The organism is Catellatospora sp. TT07R-123 (genome assembly GCF_018327705.1).
Lineage (GTDB): Bacteria > Actinomycetota > Actinomycetes > Mycobacteriales > Micromonosporaceae > Catellatospora.
This window is the reverse complement of the sequence record NZ_BNEM01000001.1, coordinates 4,064,154-4,081,324: the sequence shown is the minus strand read 5'-3', so window position 1 is coordinate 4,081,324 and position 17,171 is coordinate 4,064,154. Positions and strand designations below refer to the sequence as shown.

The window sequence follows — 17,171 nt, the reverse complement described above, 5'->3', positions numbered from 1 at the left end:
TAGGCAACACCCCTTACTCTGACGGGACCTCTCTCTACCTGGAGTTCCCGCGATGAGCGACCCCACCGCGTCCCCGCCGCCCAGCCCCGAGCCCGGCTCCTCGCCGGTGTTCCCCGAGCCTGTGCCGCTGACGTTCGGCGATGCGGCCGGTGCCCCCGCCCCCGCGGCGGCAGAGGCCGCCCCGCAGCCCGCCAACCCGTACGGCACCTGGGCAGGCGCCTTCCCGGCCGCGCCCGAGGGCGCCCCGCAGTCCGGCCCGGCCACGGTCGTGGGCCAGTACCCGCCCGGCCAGCCCACCTACGCCCAGCCCGGTTATCCCCAGCCCGGCTACGCCCAGCCGGGTTATCCCCAGCCCGGCTACCAGGCCTACCCGTACGGCTACGCGTACGTGCAGCGGCGCACCAACGGCATGGCGATCGCGGCGCTGGTGGTCTCCATCGCGGGCTTCTTCGTCTCGTGCTTCGTCTACATGGCGCCCGGGGTGATCATCGGCCCGATCGGTGCGATCCTCGGCCACGTCGCCCGCAAGCGCCTGCGCGCCAACGGCGAGGACGGCGACGGCATGGCGCTGGCGGGCATCATCGTCGGCTGGATCCTGACCGGCCTGGGCCTGCTCGCCACGATCGGCATCGTGATCTTCTTCTACTACATCTCGCAGATGCCCGACTACACCTCCGACCCCTCGACGTTCTGAGGCCGGTGCGAAGCGGGCGTGGCGCCTGCCACGCCCGCCCGCGACCGCCGGGGCGCATCGCGCATGCTTGAGGCATGGCGACTGCACCCTCCGGAACCCTCGTACAGGCCCTGGCCGAGGTACGCGACCTGCTGCTCGGACCCGACCTGGTCCGGGCCACGGCCAGCGGCGCCCGCCGCGGGCAGGCCCCGGCGGTGCTGAAGGCGACGCTGCGGCCGGTGACCCTCAAAGCGGGCGACCGCCTGCAACTGGTCACCGAGGACGGGCAGCGCCCCACCACGGTCAACCTCGCCCCCGGCGACGAGGCCGCCGCCCGCGTCGACGAGCTGCTGGCCGAGCCGTTCGCCAGCTGGGTGGTGGAGACCGGCCACGGCTCGCTGCGGCTACAGGCCACCAAGAAGGGCGCCGTGCTGCACCGGGGCGCCGCCGTCGCGCCACCGGCCGGCACCGGCCACGACCGGGCCAAGGAACACCTGATCGACCCCGGCGACCCGCTGTACGACGTGATCGGCGGCGACGCCGCCAAGCGCCGCCAGGTCGACGCGTTCCTGCGGGCGCTGGCCGCCACCCTGCCCGATCCCGAGCAGCTGCCCCGGCCGCTGCACGTGGTCGACCTCGGCTGCGGCAACGCGTACCTGACCTTCGCGGCGTACCGCTACCTGTCCGGCCAGGGCGTCGACGTGCGCCTGACCGGCGTGGACATCCGGCCCGACCAGCGCGAACGCAACACCGCGCTGGCCCGCCGGCTCGGCTGGGAGGAGCACGTCACCTTCGTGGCGGGCAGCATCGCCGACGCGCCGGTCGACACCGCCGACGTGGTGCTCGCGCTGCACGCCTGCGACACCGCCACCGACGACGCCCTGGCGCGGGCGATCACCTGGGACGCCCGGTGGATCCTGGCCGCCCCGTGCTGCCACAAGGACATCTCGCGGCAGCTGCGCAAGCGGCCGCCGCAGGGGGCGTACGCGATGCTGACCGAGCACGGCATCCTGCGGGAGCGCTTCGCCGACGTGCTGACCGACACGGTGCGCGCGGCGCTGCTGCGGCGGCACGGGTACGCGGTGGAGGTGGTGGAGTTCATCGACTCGGCGCACACCCCGCGCAACGCGATGATCCGTGCCCGCCGTACCGGTGCGGCCCCTGCCGCCGACCCGGACCTGGACAGCCTGCTCGACCAGTGGCACATCCACCCCCACCTGGCCACCCTGCTCACCGACCCGTCCTGACCGCGCCGACCGGCCCGGAGGGCTGGTCAGGACAGGCTGGTGGGGGCCGTCGCGGGTGTCTGCGGGGCCGGGACCGTGGCGGTGGCCCGGGGGGACAGGGCGGCGGCCAGGGCGGTCGCGGTGTCCGCGAGCAGCGTGTCGGGCCGCATCCGCTCACCGGCCAGCTCCGAGACCAGCGTCGCGAAGCCGGGCAGCGCGAACCCGTCCTCCTCGCCGATCGCCGGTGCGATCTTGGCGAGCGACGCCCGGGTACGCCCCCACGCCTCCAGCAGCTCGCGCCGCGACGGCACACCGAACCCGTGCCCGACCGGCGCGCTGTGCCGCAGCCGCACCACCGCCGACCCGTTGAGCATTTCGGCCAGGCGGCAGCCGTACGTGACGACCTCGGCCTGATGTGCGTCGAGGCGGCTGTACACGGTGCAGCGGCGGTGGCAGCCGACCGCGCACACCGACAGCGCGTGGGCGGTGTTGGAGTGCTGGCGGTCCAGGTACGCCCGCCAGCCGGCGGTGTTCTCGTGCGCCACGGTCAGGGCGCGGCGCGCGGCGGACTTCTCCGGCTTGGTGTGCGGGCACTCGCGGTCGTCGAAGTCGCCCCAGGCGCTGCCGTCGCCGCCGACCGAGGCGGGCATGCGCACCGGGTCGGCGGCGTGCTTGAGGACCCGTTCCCAGGCCAGCAGCGCGGCGTACTCGCTGGCGATGTGCACGCCCGCGACGACCGCATTGGTCTCGCCGCGGTCGAACCGGGCGCCGATGACCTCCAGCAGCAGCCGGTACGCCGGGCGCATGCTGCCCAGGGCGCCGCGGTGCTGCTCGCGCGGCGCCTGGGGCATCCGGCAGGCCAGGGCGCGCTCGCGCAGCGGCTCGGGCACCTGGTCGCCGTCGACGGTGTCGGCGACGGCGTGCTCGGTGTTGGCGTCGGCCGCCGCGTTGCTCTCGCCGAAGTCCTCCGCGTCGAGGTCCAGCAGCCGCTGGCCGAACGCGCAGAGCTGCTGCACGCTCGCCACGTCGTGGACGGTCAGCGCCGCACCGGCCGAGACCAGTGCGGCGACCTCTGCGAAGGCGTATCGCCTGGCCAGCGCGACGAGTACCTCGTGAGCCGTCTCCACCTGCCCAGTCTTCCACGACCGGGCACGCCGGGACGGTCAGCGACGGCGTACCGCTAGCGCGCTGGCACGCCCAGGACCTGGCACGCCTCGCGGTACAGCCGCGTGACCTCGACGCGGACCTGCGCCCGTTCGGTGAGCCGCTGCGCGAACGGGACCCGGATCGGCGTGTCGACCCCGTCGACCACCGCGCGGAACTCCAGGCCGACGGCGTCCATCCCGGACATGACGGCGGCCGAGGCCTGGGGCCGGGTGTGCTCGGGCAGGGCGGCGCGGCAGATGAGCAGCGAGTCCCCGGCGTGGTCGTCGTTCATGTGCCGCATGATCTGCGCGATGACCTCGGGCGGGAACGGGTTGGGGTGGACCCGGCCGAGGTCGGCGAGCACCTCGGTGTTGAGCCGGTACGCCAGCCGCACCTCGTCGACGATCCGCTCCTGTTCCGCGCCGTCCCAGGGGGCGGCGTCGAGGGCGGCGCGGTAGCCGTTCTTGAACGCGTCCAGGTCGCCGAGCGGGGTGAAGTCGTAGAAGCGCAGGCCGTCGCCGTCGAGGTGGTATGCGCGGGCCAGGGCGCGGGCGACGTACTGCCCGCCGGACAGGTCGCCCAGATAGCGGTTGTAGTGGTGGGCCACGTAGCCGCCGGGCCAGGTGAACGCGGTCTCGCGCAGGCGTGCGGTGTACTCGGCGGTGGCGGGCACGGGACTGAGCGCGTCGCGCCAGTCGGCGCCGAGCAGGAACTCCAGGTCCGCGGCGAGGGCGGGCAGGCGCGTGAGCCCGTCGTGGTGGAACGCCCCGGCGACCGGGTGCCCGGCCCAGGGGCGGGCCGCCTCCTCCAGCACCTCGTAGATCAGGTGGTGCTGGGCGGTGAGGGCGGCGTGCGCGGCCAGCGGCAGACGGCCCCGGGTGAGGTCGTCGAGGAACGTCGTCTGCTCGGCCGCCTTGTGGTCGGTCCAGGTGGCGGTGCGCAGGCGGGCGGAGAAGGGTTCACTCATGGGCTGGACCATACGTTAGTAAGGTAAGCCTAACCTCAAACTTTTGGTTGACCCTCGGTCCGTACACGCCCGCCCCGTCCGTCCGTACCCACGAGAAAACGCCCCCCAGCCGGTTCTACCGGCTGGAAGGCGTCATCGTGTGCGCAAGCGTGAAGAAAGGCACCTTCTACCGCGTACGGCGAGTGGAAGGTGCCTTTCCTCGCCTCAGTCGGTGGTCGTGGTGGTGGGGCGGCGACGGCGACGGCGCGAGCGGGCGGGCGCCTCCGCCGGGTCGGCCGGGGCCGCGTTGTCGGAGAACTCGACGACCAGCGTCGGCTCGCGCGGCGGCGCCGGCTCGGTGCTGCCCTCGTGCTCGTGCGTCACCGAGGCGGCCGCGGCGGCACCGCTGCGACGGCGGCGACGCCGGCTGCGGCTGCGGCTGGTGCCGTCGGCCGTGCCGGCCTCCTCGGCCGGGTCCGACGCCTCGGCGTCGGCCGGGACGGCCTCGACGTCCGCCTCGTCGGTGAGGCGACGGCGGCGGCGCGGGCTGCGCTCACGCGGGGGAGCAGCCTGCTCGGCGGGGCCGCGCTTGTTGCGCACGCCCCTGCGGCTGCCGCCCAGGTCCTCCTCCACCTCGGCCGACAGCCCGGCCCGGGAGCGCTGCGCGCTGGGCAGGGTGCCGGTGATGTCGGTGGGGATGTCCAGGTCTGAGTAGACCCACGGCGAGGTGTGGTATGTCTCGACCGGGCCGTCCGGACCGGTCAGCTCCAGGCTGAGCGTCTTCTCGACGATCCGCCAGCGGGGCATGTCCTCCCAGTCGACGAAGGTCACCGCGACACCGGTGGCTCCGGCGCGGCCGGTGCGGCCGATGCGGTGCACGTACGTCTCCGGGTCGTCCGGGCAGTCGTAGTTGATGACGTGGGTGACGCCGGAGACGTCCAGGCCGCGCGCGGCGACGTCGGTGGCGACCAGCACGTCGATCTTGCCGGCGCGGAACGCCCGCAGTGCCCGCTCGCGGGCACCCTGGCCGAGGTCGCCGTGCACGGCCGCAGCGGCGAAGCCGCGGAAGTCCAGGTCCTCGCTGACGCGGTCGGCGTTGCGCTTGGTGCGCGTGAAGATCATGGTGAGGCCGCGGCCGTTGGCCTGGAGCACGCGGGCCAGCAGCTCCAGCCGGTTGAGCTGGTGCGTGCGGTAGACGACCTGCTTGGTCTGCGGGCTCACGCCCGGCTCGGTGGTGTGCCCGGCGTGCACCGTCACCGGCGTACGCAGGAAGCGGCGCGACAGCGCCACGATCGGGTCGGGCATGGTCGCCGAGAACAGCATGGTCTGCCGCTCGACCGGCAGCATCGACAGGATCTTCTCGACGTCGTCGAGGAAGCCCAGGTCGAGCATGCGGTCGGCCTCGTCGAGCACGAGCGCGCGGACCTTGTCGAGCTTCAGGTGCTTCTGCTTGCACAGGTCCAGCAGGCGGCCGGGCGTGCTGACCAGGATCTCCACGCCGGACTTGAGCGCATCGACCTGCGGCTCGTACGCGACGCCGCCGTAGAGGGCGAGCACGCGCACGCCACGGGACTTGCCGGCCCCGGCGAGGTCCTTGGCGACCTGGAGGCCCAGCTCGCGGGTGGGCACGACGACGAGCGCCTGCGGCGCGCCGGCGCCCTCGCCCTCGCCGGGCGCGGTCACGCGGTCGATCAGCGGGATGCCGAAGCCGAAGGTCTTGCCGGTGCCGGTGGGCGCCTGTCCGATCATGTCGCCGCCGCGCAGCGCGATCGGCAGCGCGTACTCCTGGATGGCGAAGGCGCGCTCGATGCCCATCGCGGCCAGGCTGGCCACGGTCTCCGGGCGTACGCCGAGCTCGGCGAAGGTGGGCGCGAGGGTGGGTGTGCTGTTGTTCGTGATGTCGGTCATCGGGTGCTGGGGTGCCCTCTCAGTGATCCGCTGCGGCTACCGGGCGGCGGCCGTGCTGCGGATGTCGGTACGCCCAGTTCATCGAAGGGCGCTTATTCAGTCACGAAACGCGGGGCGCTGCTGGCGGAGGCGGAGATGAATCCGATCCACAGGCACGACCGCTGACGATCGCGGCGCCGCACACGCGATGACATGGGCGCTCGCCCATGTCAGCTCACCTATCGTACGACCACGTTCGCGTCTGGTCACCTGGTGCGGGCCGATTGACCGCAGATTAGTGGGATATCACACGCAAATCGGTCAGTTGTTGAGGCCGACCGCCGTCATCCGGGTCGTATGAGCGCTCGTCAGGCGCCCGAACAGGCTCTCCACAGCCTCGCCGTCGTCCCCGTCGAGCAGCAGCGAGGCCAGCGGGGTGCGCTCCTGGGCCACCTGCTGCGCCTGCGACAGCGCCTCGCCCACGAGGCGGCGCGCCCACATGGACAGGCGGTCGGCCAGGACGGGCTCGGCGGCGATGCTGGCGCGGATCTCGCGGGCGGCGAAGACGGCGTAGTCGTCGTGGTGCAGCACGTCGAGCACGAGCGCGCGGTCGGCGTCGGACAGCGCCGCGGCGGGCACCAGCCGGGCCACCTCGCGGAAGAAGTCGTCGCTGATCCCGTCCCCGACGTACGCCTTGGTCAGCGCCTCGGCCCAGTCCGCGGGCTCGGTGTTGTCGTGGTACGTCCGCAGCGCCGCCGTGAACGGGGCCATCGCGTCCTGCGGGTCTGCCCCCAGCGCGGTCAGCCGGTCGGCCAGCCGCCGGTAGTTGCCGATCTCGGCGGCCGCCATCTGCGCCAGCAGCGCCTGGCGGCGCAGGTCGGGTGCGAGCCGGGCGTCGGCGGCCATCCGGTCGAAGGCCAGCAGCTCGCCGTACGCGAGCATGCCCAGCAGATCGATCACACCAGCATCAGCCGCCACCGCGGCAGTATATGTCGCGACATGATGAGCGACACACCTCGTGACCGGCCACCGCCGCACACCGGCCACCACCGCAGACCGGCCACCGACCCGCGATCGGCCGCCGACCGCATCGGTGAAGAAGCGTGACATCGCGAAGCGATGCAGCGCCGCGCCGATGCGGTCGGCTTGAAAGGCCGATCGCCGCGCCCCGCGAAGGCGGGGCGCAGACAGCACAGCCGATCGCCGCGCCCGCGCAGGCGGGCGCCAGCAGCTCAGCGGGTGAAGCCCACGCTGCGCGTGGTCGACTCGGCGATCTCGACGTATGCCAGCTTGTCCGTCGGCACGATGATCCGACGGCCCTTCTCGTCCACCAGGGTCAGGATCCGGGTGTCCGACGCGAGCGCGTCGGCCACCAGCTTCTCGACCTCGGCGGGCGTCTGCGCGCTGTCCACCACCAGCTCACGCGGGGCGAACTGCACACCAACCTTGACCTCCACACAACCTCCTCGGCTCGTGAGCGAGACTACCGCGCTGTCGCGGCAGGACGGTCCGAAAGCCCGGCGGCGCCGCGTGCCGCGCCGTCGGGCTCACGTCAGAGCGGGGAGTCGCGGCGTCAGTGCTCGCCGGTGAGCGGGAAGCTGCTGATGCCGCGCCAGGACAGCGCGGCGACCAGGCCCTCGGCCTCGTCCTGGTCGATGACACGGCCTGCCGCCAGCCACCACCGCGCCGAGACCTGGGCCGCGCCGCTGAGCCCGGCCGCGAGCACCTCCGCGCGGGCCCGGCTGACGCCGGTGTCCGCCATGATCGTGGCGGTTATGGCCTCGACACTCATCCGCTCCATCCGGTCGACCCGCTCGGCCACCGCCGGGTCGTGGCGCAGATCCGACTCGAACACCAGCCGGTACGCCTCACTCTCGTGCGAGACGAAGTCGAAGTAGGCGCGCATGGCGCCCTGGACGCGCTCCTTGTTGTCCGTGGTGGCGGCCATCGCCGAGCGGATGCGCTCGGCGAACGCGTCGCAGTGCGTGTCCAGCAGCGCCAGGTAGAGCTCCAGCTTGCCGGGGAAGTGCTGGTACAGGACGGGCTTGGACACGCCGGCGCGCTCGGCGATGTCGTCCATCGCCGCCGCGTGGTAGCCCTGGGCGACGAAGACGTCCTGAGCAGCGGCAAGGAGCTGCTTACGTCGTGCCGACCGGGGCAGCCTGGTCGGCCGGCCCGTGGCTGTGGCGCCGTTCGGGTTGGCCCCGCTGGTGGCCGCGGTCATGGAATCTCCTCACCCTGCGGACGGACCTTTGACGGATCTTGCAAACTGGCCCGTCGTTGCAACTTATCGTCATTCGCCGTTCACGGTAGCCTCAGCGTGGGCGACGGAGGAGCGCACGGTGGATGTAACTGGGCAGACCGACAACGCGGGGCGAGCAGATCTGCCCCCCGTCGGCGGAGCCGACGAATCCGCGACGGACGGTGTCGCAGCAGCCACGACCGCCGGGCAGGCTCAGCCTACCCGGGCCGAAGCAGACGGCGTCTGGTCGAGCGCGGGCGCGGCCCTGGAGCCCGGCTTCGAGCCGTTGACGCCGTGGCGTGCCGCGGTGGCGGACCGGCGCGGCATCGACGCGCTGACCGGAGCCGACCCGTACGCCGGGTCCGTGGCGCGCCCGGTGCCGCCGATACCCGCCGCCCCGAACGGGCACCACCGGCCGATGGCGCCGTCCCCGGCGGGCGAGCGGCACGCGTACGCCGACGGCCCGCTCGCCGAGGATCCGTACGCCGACGAGCTGGCCCAGGCTTCGGCCGAGTTCGCCCGGTTCGCCGCGTTCGACGAGCCCACCCCGGCACACGGGCTGCCCCACCTGGGCGCCCCGCCGGTGTTCACGCCGTACCAGCCGACGCCCCTGGTGCCCCCGGCCGAGGTGACGCCGATCCCGGTGATGCCGCCGCTGGCCGCTGCGGCGCAGTCGGCGCTGACCATGCCCACCGGCGCCTATCCGGTCCCGCCGCCCGGCCTGCGCCCGTCGCTGCCCGCCGAGCTGTCCGGTCCGGTCCCCAGCGCCTCCGCCACCGACCCGCCGCTGGCCGCCATGGCGGAGGCCGCCACCCGCGCCGTCCCCACGGCAGAGCCGCCGCAGCCGGAGCAGTCGATGACGCAGCCAGATCCGCAGCAGACCCCGCCGAACCCGGCACCGGCCGAGCCGCGTGCGGTCGCCCCGAGGATCGGCGACATCCGCGCGATCGACCACGACGCGGCCGATCCCGACGACAACCTGTCACTGGGGGCCCGCTGGGGCCGGGCGTTCGCGGACGCGCCGCTGCCGACCCGGCCGCCGGTGGTGCCGGAGCCGGCCACGCCCGCGCCGCCGCTGCCCGCCGCCGCGCAGCAGCCGCCGCCGGAGCGCGTGCCGGGTCCGGGCCGCCCCGACGGCCGCGCCGGGTACGCCATCCCGGCTCAGGACCCGTTGGGCCGCGCCGCCGACGGCACGGCGCCGCAGGCCGCCCACGGTGCCGCGCCGCAGGCCGCCCACGGTGCCGCGCCGCAGGCCAACCATGGTGCCGCGCCGGACGCCGCCCACGGTGCCGAACCGGACGCCGACGAGGACGACGAGCACCTGCCGCAGCGGGTGCCGGGCGTGCCGGACGTGCCGCCGACCACGCATCCGCTGGCCGAGACCGACAACCATGCGGGCACCCCGCAGCTGGACCGGATCGCCTCGCACCTCAAGCGCGACGACCTGCCGGCCGAGCAGCGGCCCGACGGATTCGACGTGGACGCGGTGCTGAAGGCGGTGCGCGGGGTCGCCGGCGTACGCGACGCGGCGCTGCGCACCACCGCCACCGGCGCCCACCACCTGCGGCTCGACCTGGCTGAGGGGGCCGACCCGGCCGCCATCAGCCGGATGGTCGCGCGGATGCTCCAGGAGCAGATGGGCATCGACGCCGCCCCGGCGGGCGGTCTGCTGCCCCGGCACCCGGCGCAGCCCGCCGAGGCGCCCGCGCCGACGGCCACGCTGCCCGCGCCGCGCTCCGGCGCCGGTGCCGCGCCGCCGCCCGGCCTGACCGGACTGCCCGACCACACGGACCCGCCGCTGCGCGAGCCGCGCCGCCGCCACCCGGTGACGGTGCCCCGCCGTGCCCCGGGCGAGCTGCGCGGCAGTGAGCGGGCGCCTTCCCTGCGCGCCGTCAGCAGCGAACCGGAGCTGCCGCAGACGGCCTCGCCGCCGCCGCTGCACACCGAGCGCGACCAGGGCCCGCGCCCCATCATCGAGCACGTCCAGACCAGCACGTTCGGCCTGGACGCCACGGTCGAGGTGCGGCTCAACACCGGCAACCGCACGGCGACCGGCGTGGCCAGCGGACCCGCCGTCGACGCGTACGTGCTGCGCCTGTGCGCCGCGGCCACCGCGGTCGCCGTCGACGACCTGCTGCGCGAGGGCACCACCACCGGCGAATCCGGACGGTGCTTCGTCGAGCAGGCCACCATCGTGCCGATGGGCAGTTGCGAGGTGGCCGTCGTGGTCGTGCTGCTGGTCTGCGGCGGATGGGTCGAGCAGCTCGCGGGCTCGGCACTGGTGTCGGGCGATCCGCGCCGTGCGGTGGTCCGGGCCACCCTCAGCGCGGTGAACCGCAGGCTCGCGGCGCTGCTGCCGTAGAGATATGGCAGGCTGTCACGATGCGCACCGCCCCCTCGCCCCGTGCGGCCCGGAATCGGGAGATCGACACGACGGGCGTACGGGCGTCCAGGGCTGAGGCCGGGCGCCTGGCGCGGGCCCGGATGCGGCAGCGGCGACGCCGCACCGCCGTGCTGTGCCTGCTCGTCGGCGCGGCCGCCCTGGTCGGCATCGACCTGCTGCGCGGCGCGCCGGAGCCGCCGCCGACCCGCCCGGTCTCGGCCACGCCGGTCTCGCCGAGCGCGGTGGCGAGCCCGTCGCCCGCGCCCAGCCCGTCGCCCGCGCCGGAGCCGGTCTACCAGATGGACGGCCCGACGCCCGCCTCCGGGCCGGGGACCTGGACGTACGCGACCACCGCCGGGAAGGTGCTGGGCACCGCGGGCAGCATCAAGCGGTTCCGGGTGGCGGCGGAGTCCAACGTGGCCAAGGACGAGCTGCCCGAGTTCACCCGCATGATCGACGAGACGCTGGGCGACCCGCGCAGTTGGATCGCGGGCAAGCAGTTCCGGTTGCAGCGGGTGCCGTCGGGGTCGGCGTACCAGTTCACGGTCTATCTGGCGACCGGGGAGACGACCCGGAAGCTGTGCGCGCAGGGCGGCATGGACACCCGGATGAACGGCGGGGTCTCGTACACCTCGTGCCGCCTGCCCGGCCGGGTCGTCATCAACCTGAACCGCTGGCGCGGCTCGGTGCCGGACTACATCGACAACCACATCGAGCTGCACACCTACCGCAACTACGTGATCAATCACGAGGTCGGGCACGAGCTGGGCCACTACCACGAGGCGTGCCCGGGGCCGGGCAAGCTCGCCCCGACGATGCAGCAGCAGACGCTGGGCCTCAAGGGCTGCGTGGCCAACCCCTGGCCGTTCGTCAACGGCAAGCGCTACGCCGGACCCGGGATCTCCTGATGCACTCCGACCTGGACACCCATCCATCACGGCGGTCCGACGGCGGTCCGCAGACCGACGACGGCGCCGGGTTCCGCGCCCGGCGCCGGGCCCAGATCCGGGCCGCGCGGCGCCGCAACATGATCATCGTGCTGTCGCTGCTCGGCGTGGTGGTGGGCCTGGTCGGCATCGATCTGGCCCGCGGCGCGGACGGGGTGCTGCTCGACGGCCCCGCCGCCACCCCGGCGGCCGCCCCCGGTGACGGCTCCCCGTCGGGCGGTCCGTCGGCCGCGCCGCAGCCCTCCGGCCGCGAGGAGAGCACCCAGGCGCCCGCGCCCGCCGACCCGGCCGGCGTGCCCACCGCCGGCACCGGCAAGTTCGCCTACGTCGGCGGCACCGGCCAGCCGCTGGGCGCCAAGGGCACCGTGCGCAAGTTCCGCGTCGCCGTCGAGCAGGGCACCGACCAGCAGGCCAACCCGTTCGGCGGCGAGGTCGAGCGGATCCTGGGCGACCCGCGCGGCTGGACCGCGGGCGGGGTCTACCGGTTCCAGCGGGTCGCCGAGAAGGCCACCGCCGAGTTCACGGTGTACCTGGCCAGCGCGGAGACGTCGAAGAAGATGTGCGCGGCGGGCGGGCTTTACACCGACGGGTTCGTCTCCTGCCGCCTGCCCGGCCAGGTGATCATCAACCTGTCCCGCTGGCTGGCGGGGGTGCCCGACTACGGCGCCCCGCTGGGCGACTACCGGGCGTTCGCGCTCAACCACGAGGTCGGGCACCAGCTCGGGTTCGGGCACGAGGCCTGCCCGGGGGAGGGCCAGGACGCGCCGGTGATGCAGCAGCAGTCGACGGGGCTGAAGGGATGCAAGGCCAACGCGTGGCCGTACCGCAGCGGGTTGCTGTATCGAGGCCCCGCTATTCCCTGACGCGCCTGTCAGCGCAGGTGACACACCTCGCAGTCCGCGAGGTGGTCGATCATGGCGATCGGCGGGCGGCCGAGCGAGAATGAGCACATGTCATTGCCGCCGCTGGTGGAACCCGCCGAGTCGCTCTCGGTGGACGAGATCCGCCGCTACAGCCGTCACCTGATCATCCCGGACGTCGGGGTTGCCGGGCAGAAGCGGCTCAAGAACGCCAAGGTGCTCTGCGTCGGTGCCGGGGGCCTCGGCTCGCCCGCGCTGATGTACCTGGCCGCCGCGGGTGTGGGGACGCTGGGCATCGTCGAGTTCGACACCGTCGACGAGTCCAACCTGCAGCGCCAGATCATCCACGGCCAGTCGGACATCGGCCGCCCCAAGGCCGAGTCGGCCGCGGCCAGCATCCGCGAGATCAACCCGTACGTCAACGTGGTGATCCACAACACCGCGGTCGACCGGGACAACGTCTTCGACATCTTCAGCCAGTACGACCTGATCGTCGACGGCACGGACAACTTCGCCACGCGCTACCTGGTCAACGACGCCGCGGTGCTGCTGGGCAAGCCGTACGTGTGGGGCTCGATCTACCGGTTCGACGGGCAGGCCAGCGTCTTCTGGGCCGAGCACGGCCCCTGCTACCGCTGCCTCTACCCCGAGCCGCCGCCGCCCGGCATGGTGCCGTCGTGCGCCGAGGGCGGCGTGCTGGGCGTGCTGTGCGCCAGCATCGGCTCGATCCAGGTGACCGAGGCGATCAAGCTGCTCACCGGCACCGGCGAGCCGCTGGTGGGCTCGCTGATCGTGTACGACGCGCTGGAGATGACGTACCGCAAGATCAGGGTCCGCAAGGACCCGTCCTGCGTGCTGTGCGGGGAGAACCCGACCGTCACCGCGCTGCTGGAGGACTACGAGGACTTCTGCGGTGCCGTCTCCGTCGAGGCGCAGGAGGCGGTGGTCGACGCGACCATCACCGCCCGCGAGCTCAAGGAGTGGCAGGACGCGGAGAAGGACTTCCTGCTGGTGGACGTCCGCGAGCCCGCCGAGTTCGAGATCGTCCGCATTCCGGGCAGCGTGCTCATCCCCAAGGGCGAGATCCTGTCCGGCGAGGCTCTGGCCAAGCTGCCGCAGGACAAGCAGATCGTGCTGCACTGCAAGTCGGGTGTCCGGTCGGCCGAGGCGCTCGCCGCGCTGAAGGCGGCCGGGTTCAAGGACGCGGTGCACGTCCAGGGCGGCGTGCTGGCCTGGGTGAAGACGGTCGACCCGAGCCTGCCCGGTTACTGAGCCCGCCCCGGTTACCGGGCCTGACCGGCTACTGATAGCGATCTTCGAAGAACTGTCGGTAATCTGACGAAAGGCCGACGGCGGGATGCCGCCGTCGGCCTTTCGCGCTCTCAAGCGCTGGTCGGAGACGTATTCCGGCCTAGCGTGCTGTTGACCTTGACCGACCTCCTGAGGTCGACTACCGGATGGGACACGTACCCTCGATGACCGTGGTGGATCTCGACGCGGCAATCGGTTTCGTGGTGAAGAAGGGTGACCCGGTGGACCGGGCACGCCTGTCGTACCTGCGTACCGGGGTCATGCCGAGTGATGACGTCGTCTCGGCCATGGAAGCCGGTCAACTTCCCAGTGGCGGCTGGCCGACCTCGCAGCGCGGGAAGATCGCCTCGATCGACGTCACCTGCTACCGGATCGACCAGCTGGACGACCTCGGCGCCCTCGGGCGTCCGGCGGCCCAGCGCGCGCTGGACTGGCTGGGCGGCCGCCAGGCACCCGACGGCAGCTGGCAGGAGGTCAAGGAGCTGGCGCCCGAGGCCCCCGAGTGGGCGCAGCCGGGTGACCCCGAGGCCACCCTGTACATGACCGCGACGGCCACCTTCTGGCTGACCGTGTTCGGCCTCGACTTCCGGGCCACCCTGCCCTACGGCGACAACACGCCCATCCCGTACGCGGACTCCGCCGCGCGCGGCGCCGACTTCATCAAGAACAGCCTCAACGCCGACGGCACCTGGCCGTCGTACCTGATGACGGGCTGGCTGGGCGCCGCGGTGATGTACCGGCAGGACATGTACTACGAGGCCGCCCGGATGCAGTCGGTGCTCGGCGAGCGGCTGCCCCGGATGGCGCCGGTCGACGCGGCCGCGATGGCCGCCACGATGCGCCGGGTCGGCGTCTCCGCCGACGACTGGACCATGATCGCGGCGAAGAAGCGGCTGGCCGAGACGCAGCGCACCGACGGCGGCTGGGACTCCGAACAGGGTGACGCGTTCGACGTGCACCTCACCCTGAACGTCATCCGCGCGATCCGCTAGCCGCGCACCTGCCCCTCGCCGGTGATCACGAACTTGGTGCTGGTCAGCTCCGGCAGGCCCATCGGGCCGCGCGCGTGCAGCTTCTGCGTCGAGATGCCGATCTCGGCGCCGAAGCCGAGCTCGCCGCCGTCGACGAACCGGGTCGAGGCGTTGACCAGCACGGCGGCCGCGTCCACGTGCGCGGTGAAGCGGTTCGCGGCCGGCAGCGAGGTCGTGATGATCGCCTCGGAGTGGCCCGAGCCGTAGCGGCGGATGTGCGCCACCGCCTCGTCCAGCGACGGCACCACGCGCGCCGACAGCTCCAGCGCCAGGTACTCGGTGCCCCAGTCCTCCTCGGTCGCGGGCACGACGGTGCCGTCGTACGCGGCGACCTCCGGTGAACCGTGCACCGTCACGCCGTGCCCGCGCAGCGCCGCCAGCGCCCGGGGCAGGAACGCGTCGGCCACCGCCGCGTGCACCAGCAGCGACTCGGCCGAGTTGCACACCGACGGCCGCTGCACCTTCGCGTTGAGCAGGATGTTCAGCGCCATGTCCAGGTCGGCCGACTCGTCGACGTAGATGTGGCAGTTGCCGACCCCGGTCTCGATCACCGGCACCGACGACTCCTCGACCACGGTGCGGATCAGCGACGCGCCGCCGCGCGGGATCAGCACGTCGACCAGGCCGCGGGCGCGCATCAGCTCCTTGACCGTGTCCCGGGTCGACGAGTCGACCAGCTGCACCGCGTCGGCGGGCAGGCCGGCGGCGGCCAGCGCGTCGCGCAGCACCGCCACGATCGCCGCGTTGGAGCGGGCCGCCGAACCCGAGCCGCGCAGCAGCACCGCGTTGCCCGACTTCAGGGTCAGCCCGGCGGCGTCGGCGGTGACGTTCGGCCGCGCCTCGTAGATGATGCCGACCACGCCGAACGGCACCCGCAGCTGGCGCACCTGGAGCCCGTTGGGCAGCGTCCCGCCCCGGACCACCTCGCCGACCGGGTCCGGCAGGCCCGCGATCTGGCGCAGGCCCTCGGCCATCCCGGCCAGCCGCGACGCGTTCAGCGCCAGCCGGTCCACGGTCGACTCGGGCGTGCCCTGCTCGCGCGCCGCGGCCACGTCCAGCTCGTTCGCCGCCAGGATCTCGGCGGTACGCGACGACAGCGCCTCGGCCATCACCAGCAGCGCCGCGTCCTTCACCGCCCGCGACGCCGTCGCCAGCACCGTGGCGGCCTCCCGGGCCCGCCCCGCCTGCTCGATCACACTCATGCGCACCGCTCCTCAGTCACTCGCCGCACTCCGCCGCCCGCCCCGCGCTCCCTCGCGCCGAAAGCGATGGGAAAGTGCCCTTCCGCCACGTATTGCGATAACAAGGTGCCCTTCTCACGCCTGGAGCAGGACGAGGTCGTCGCGGTGGACGACCTCGCGCTCGTAGGCGGGACCGAGCGTCGCGGCCAGCTCACCGGTGGAGCGGCCCAGCAGGCCCGGCAGTTCGAGGGCGTCGTAGTTGACCAGTCCCCGGGCGACCGGGCGGCCGCCGGAGTCCACCAGGTCGACCGGGTCGCCCGCGGTGAACGCGCCGTCGACGGCGGTGATCCCGGCCGGCAGCAGCGAGGCGCGGCGCTCCACGACGGCGGAGACCGCGCCCGGGTCCAGGTGCAGGCGGCCGCGCGCCGTGGTGGCGTGGGCCAGCCAGTGCAGGCGGGCGGTGGCCCGTACCCCCGCGGCGTGGAAGAGCGTGCCCACCGACTCGCCGGACAGGGCCGCGGCGGCCATGGGCGCGGCCGTGAGCACCACCGGGATGCCCGCGTCGCTGGCGATCCGGGCCGCCTCGACCTTGGTCACCATGCCGCCGGTGCCCACCCCGGCGCTGCCCGCGCCGCTCACGTCGACCGACCGCAGCCGCGCGAAGTCGGTGACCTCGTCGATCCGCCGCGAGTCCGGGTGCGAGGGGTGGCCGGTGTACAGCGCGTCGACGTCGGACAGCAGCACCAGCAGGTCGGCCTGCACCAGCGCGGCCACCAGGGCGGCGAGCCGGTCGTTGTCGCCGAACCGGATCTCCTCGGTGGCGACCGTGTCGTTCTCGTTGATGATCGGGACGGCGTTCATGTCGAGCAGCTTGCGCAGCGTCCGGTACGCGTTGCGGTAGTGCGCCCGCCGGGTCACGTCGTCGACGGTCAGCAGCACCTGGCCGACGGTGCGCCCGTGCCGCCCGAACTCCTCCGTGTACGCGTGCATCAGCCGTCCCTGGCCCACGCTGGCCGCAGCCTGCTGCGTGGCCAGGTCCCGCGGTCGCCGGGCCAGCCCCAGCGGCGCCAGCCCCGCCGCGATCGCCCCGGACGACACCAGCACGACCTCCCGCCGCGCCCCGCCCGGCCGCTCGGCCGCGGCCACCGCCGCCACCAGCGCCCCGAGCCTGTCGGGGTCCAACCCCCCGGCAGCCGTCGTCAGTGACGACGACCCCACCTTCACCACCACGCGCTTACTCCGCGTGACCACGTCCCGCATGCCCCCATTCTGCCCACCCCACCCACCCCCACCCCGCCCCCATCCCACCCACTGGCCCGCGCCCTTCCCTCAGCGTTG

Annotated in this window: 15 protein-coding genes; 7 read left to right on the top strand and 8 right to left on the bottom strand. The window is 73.5% G+C overall.

The features are described from left to right. The first annotated feature begins 52 nt into the window (after positions 1-52). Both Cs7R123_RS17605 and Cs7R123_RS17600 read left to right on the top strand, forming a co-directional pair. Positions 53-694, top strand: a complete 642-nt coding sequence (locus Cs7R123_RS17605; protein WP_212827825.1) for a DUF4190 domain-containing protein — start codon at positions 53-55, stop codon at positions 692-694. A gap of 74 nt (positions 695-768) precedes the next feature. Continuing rightward, positions 769-1,920 carry an SAM-dependent methyltransferase gene (locus Cs7R123_RS17600; RefSeq protein ID WP_212827823.1) on the top strand — a complete coding sequence of 384 codons (1,152 nt, stop codon included), beginning with the start codon at positions 769-771 and terminating at the stop codon, positions 1,918-1,920. A 26-nt stretch (positions 1,921-1,946) separates the two neighbouring features. Here Cs7R123_RS17600 and Cs7R123_RS17595 read toward each other — a convergent pair whose 3' ends face one another. The 6 genes from Cs7R123_RS17595 to Cs7R123_RS17565 all read right to left on the bottom strand — a co-directional run bounded on the left by Cs7R123_RS17595 (position 1,947) and on the right by Cs7R123_RS17565 (position 8,102). Then, entirely contained in the window at positions 1,947-3,026 is a 1,080-nt protein-coding gene (locus Cs7R123_RS17595) for a hypothetical protein (RefSeq protein WP_212827821.1), read from the bottom strand. A 53-nt stretch (positions 3,027-3,079) separates the two neighbouring features. Further along, the gene (locus tag Cs7R123_RS40220) at positions 3,080-4,012 is read right to left on the bottom strand and encodes a biliverdin-producing heme oxygenase (RefSeq protein ID WP_244871883.1); all 933 of its coding nucleotides are present in this window, start codon (positions 4,010-4,012) and stop codon (positions 3,080-3,082) included. A gap of 204 nt (positions 4,013-4,216) precedes the next feature. Then, entirely contained in the window at positions 4,217-5,899 is a 1,683-nt protein-coding gene (locus Cs7R123_RS17580) for a DEAD/DEAH box helicase (protein WP_212827819.1), read from the bottom strand. 300 nt (positions 5,900-6,199) lie between these two features. Continuing rightward, entirely contained in the window at positions 6,200-6,856 is a 657-nt protein-coding gene (locus Cs7R123_RS17575; RefSeq protein ID WP_244871882.1) for a ferritin-like fold-containing protein, read from the bottom strand. A 254-nt stretch (positions 6,857-7,110) separates the two neighbouring features. Further along, entirely contained in the window at positions 7,111-7,335 is a 225-nt protein-coding gene (locus tag Cs7R123_RS17570) for a DUF3107 domain-containing protein (protein WP_212827817.1), read from the bottom strand. A 116-nt stretch (positions 7,336-7,451) separates the two neighbouring features. Continuing rightward, positions 7,452-8,102, bottom strand: a complete 651-nt coding sequence (locus Cs7R123_RS17565; RefSeq protein ID WP_212827816.1) for a TetR/AcrR family transcriptional regulator — start codon at positions 8,100-8,102, stop codon at positions 7,452-7,454. A 118-nt stretch (positions 8,103-8,220) separates the two neighbouring features. Between Cs7R123_RS17565 and Cs7R123_RS17560 the strand changes: the two genes are divergently transcribed. The 5 genes from Cs7R123_RS17560 to Cs7R123_RS17540 all read left to right on the top strand — a co-directional run bounded on the left by Cs7R123_RS17560 (position 8,221) and on the right by Cs7R123_RS17540 (position 14,613). Continuing rightward, positions 8,221-10,482 (top strand): hypothetical protein, encoded by a 2,262-nt coding sequence (locus Cs7R123_RS17560; RefSeq protein WP_212827814.1) that lies wholly within the window; start codon positions 8,221-8,223, stop codon positions 10,480-10,482. Between the two features lie 20 nt (positions 10,483-10,502). After that, on the top strand, positions 10,503-11,411 hold the full coding sequence (locus Cs7R123_RS17555; RefSeq protein ID WP_244871881.1) for a DUF3152 domain-containing protein: 909 nt from the start codon (positions 10,503-10,505) through the stop codon (positions 11,409-11,411). Then, on the top strand, positions 11,411-12,313 hold the full coding sequence (locus tag Cs7R123_RS17550; RefSeq protein WP_244871880.1) for a DUF3152 domain-containing protein: 903 nt from the start codon (positions 11,411-11,413) through the stop codon (positions 12,311-12,313). The genes Cs7R123_RS17555 and Cs7R123_RS17550 overlap by 1 nt, the downstream gene beginning before the upstream one ends. 87 nt (positions 12,314-12,400) lie before the next feature. After that, positions 12,401-13,582, top strand: a complete 1,182-nt coding sequence (moeZ, locus tag Cs7R123_RS17545) for an adenylyltransferase/sulfurtransferase MoeZ (protein WP_212827812.1) — start codon at positions 12,401-12,403, stop codon at positions 13,580-13,582. A 185-nt stretch (positions 13,583-13,767) separates the two neighbouring features. Continuing rightward, positions 13,768-14,613, top strand: coding sequence for a prenyltransferase/squalene oxidase repeat-containing protein (locus Cs7R123_RS17540; RefSeq protein ID WP_244871879.1), 846 nt, complete (start codon positions 13,768-13,770; stop codon positions 14,611-14,613). On the opposite strand, the gene Cs7R123_RS17535 is transcribed toward Cs7R123_RS17540, so the two are convergent. Both Cs7R123_RS17535 and proB read right to left on the bottom strand, forming a co-directional pair. Beyond that, positions 14,610-15,854: a glutamate-5-semialdehyde dehydrogenase gene (locus Cs7R123_RS17535; RefSeq protein WP_212827809.1), complete on the bottom strand. Its 1,245-nt coding sequence runs from the start codon at positions 15,852-15,854 to the stop codon at positions 14,610-14,612. The genes Cs7R123_RS17540 and Cs7R123_RS17535 overlap by 4 nt on opposite strands. Positions 15,855-15,968: 114 nt before the next feature. Beyond that, entirely contained in the window at positions 15,969-17,093 is a 1,125-nt protein-coding gene (gene proB, locus Cs7R123_RS17530) for a glutamate 5-kinase (RefSeq protein ID WP_212827807.1), read from the bottom strand. Positions 17,094-17,171 lie beyond the last annotated feature (78 nt).

Coding starts and splice junctions, on each gene's coding strand:
- moeZ (WP_212827812.1), top strand. CDS start 12,401: ATGTCATTGCCGCCGCTGGTGGAACCCGCCGAGTCGCTCTCGGTGGAC.
- Cs7R123_RS17555 (WP_244871881.1), top strand. CDS start 10,503: ATGCGCACCGCCCCCTCGCCCCGTGCGGCCCGGAATCGGGAGATCGAC.
- Cs7R123_RS17535 (WP_212827809.1), bottom strand. CDS start 15,854: ATGAGTGTGATCGAGCAGGCGGGGCGGGCCCGGGAGGCCGCCACGGTG.
- Cs7R123_RS40220 (WP_244871883.1), bottom strand. CDS start 4,012: ATGAGTGAACCCTTCTCCGCCCGCCTGCGCACCGCCACCTGGACCGAC.
- proB (WP_212827807.1), bottom strand. CDS start 17,093: ATGCGGGACGTGGTCACGCGGAGTAAGCGCGTGGTGGTGAAGGTGGGG.
- Cs7R123_RS17605 (WP_212827825.1), top strand. CDS start 53: ATGAGCGACCCCACCGCGTCCCCGCCGCCCAGCCCCGAGCCCGGCTCC.
- Cs7R123_RS17580 (WP_212827819.1), bottom strand. CDS start 5,899: ATGACCGACATCACGAACAACAGCACACCCACCCTCGCGCCCACCTTC.
- Cs7R123_RS17565 (WP_212827816.1), bottom strand. CDS start 8,102: ATGACCGCGGCCACCAGCGGGGCCAACCCGAACGGCGCCACAGCCACG.
- Cs7R123_RS17540 (WP_244871879.1), top strand. CDS start 13,768: ATGGGACACGTACCCTCGATGACCGTGGTGGATCTCGACGCGGCAATC.
- Cs7R123_RS17600 (WP_212827823.1), top strand. CDS start 769: ATGGCGACTGCACCCTCCGGAACCCTCGTACAGGCCCTGGCCGAGGTA.
- Cs7R123_RS17550 (WP_244871880.1), top strand. CDS start 11,411: ATGCACTCCGACCTGGACACCCATCCATCACGGCGGTCCGACGGCGGT.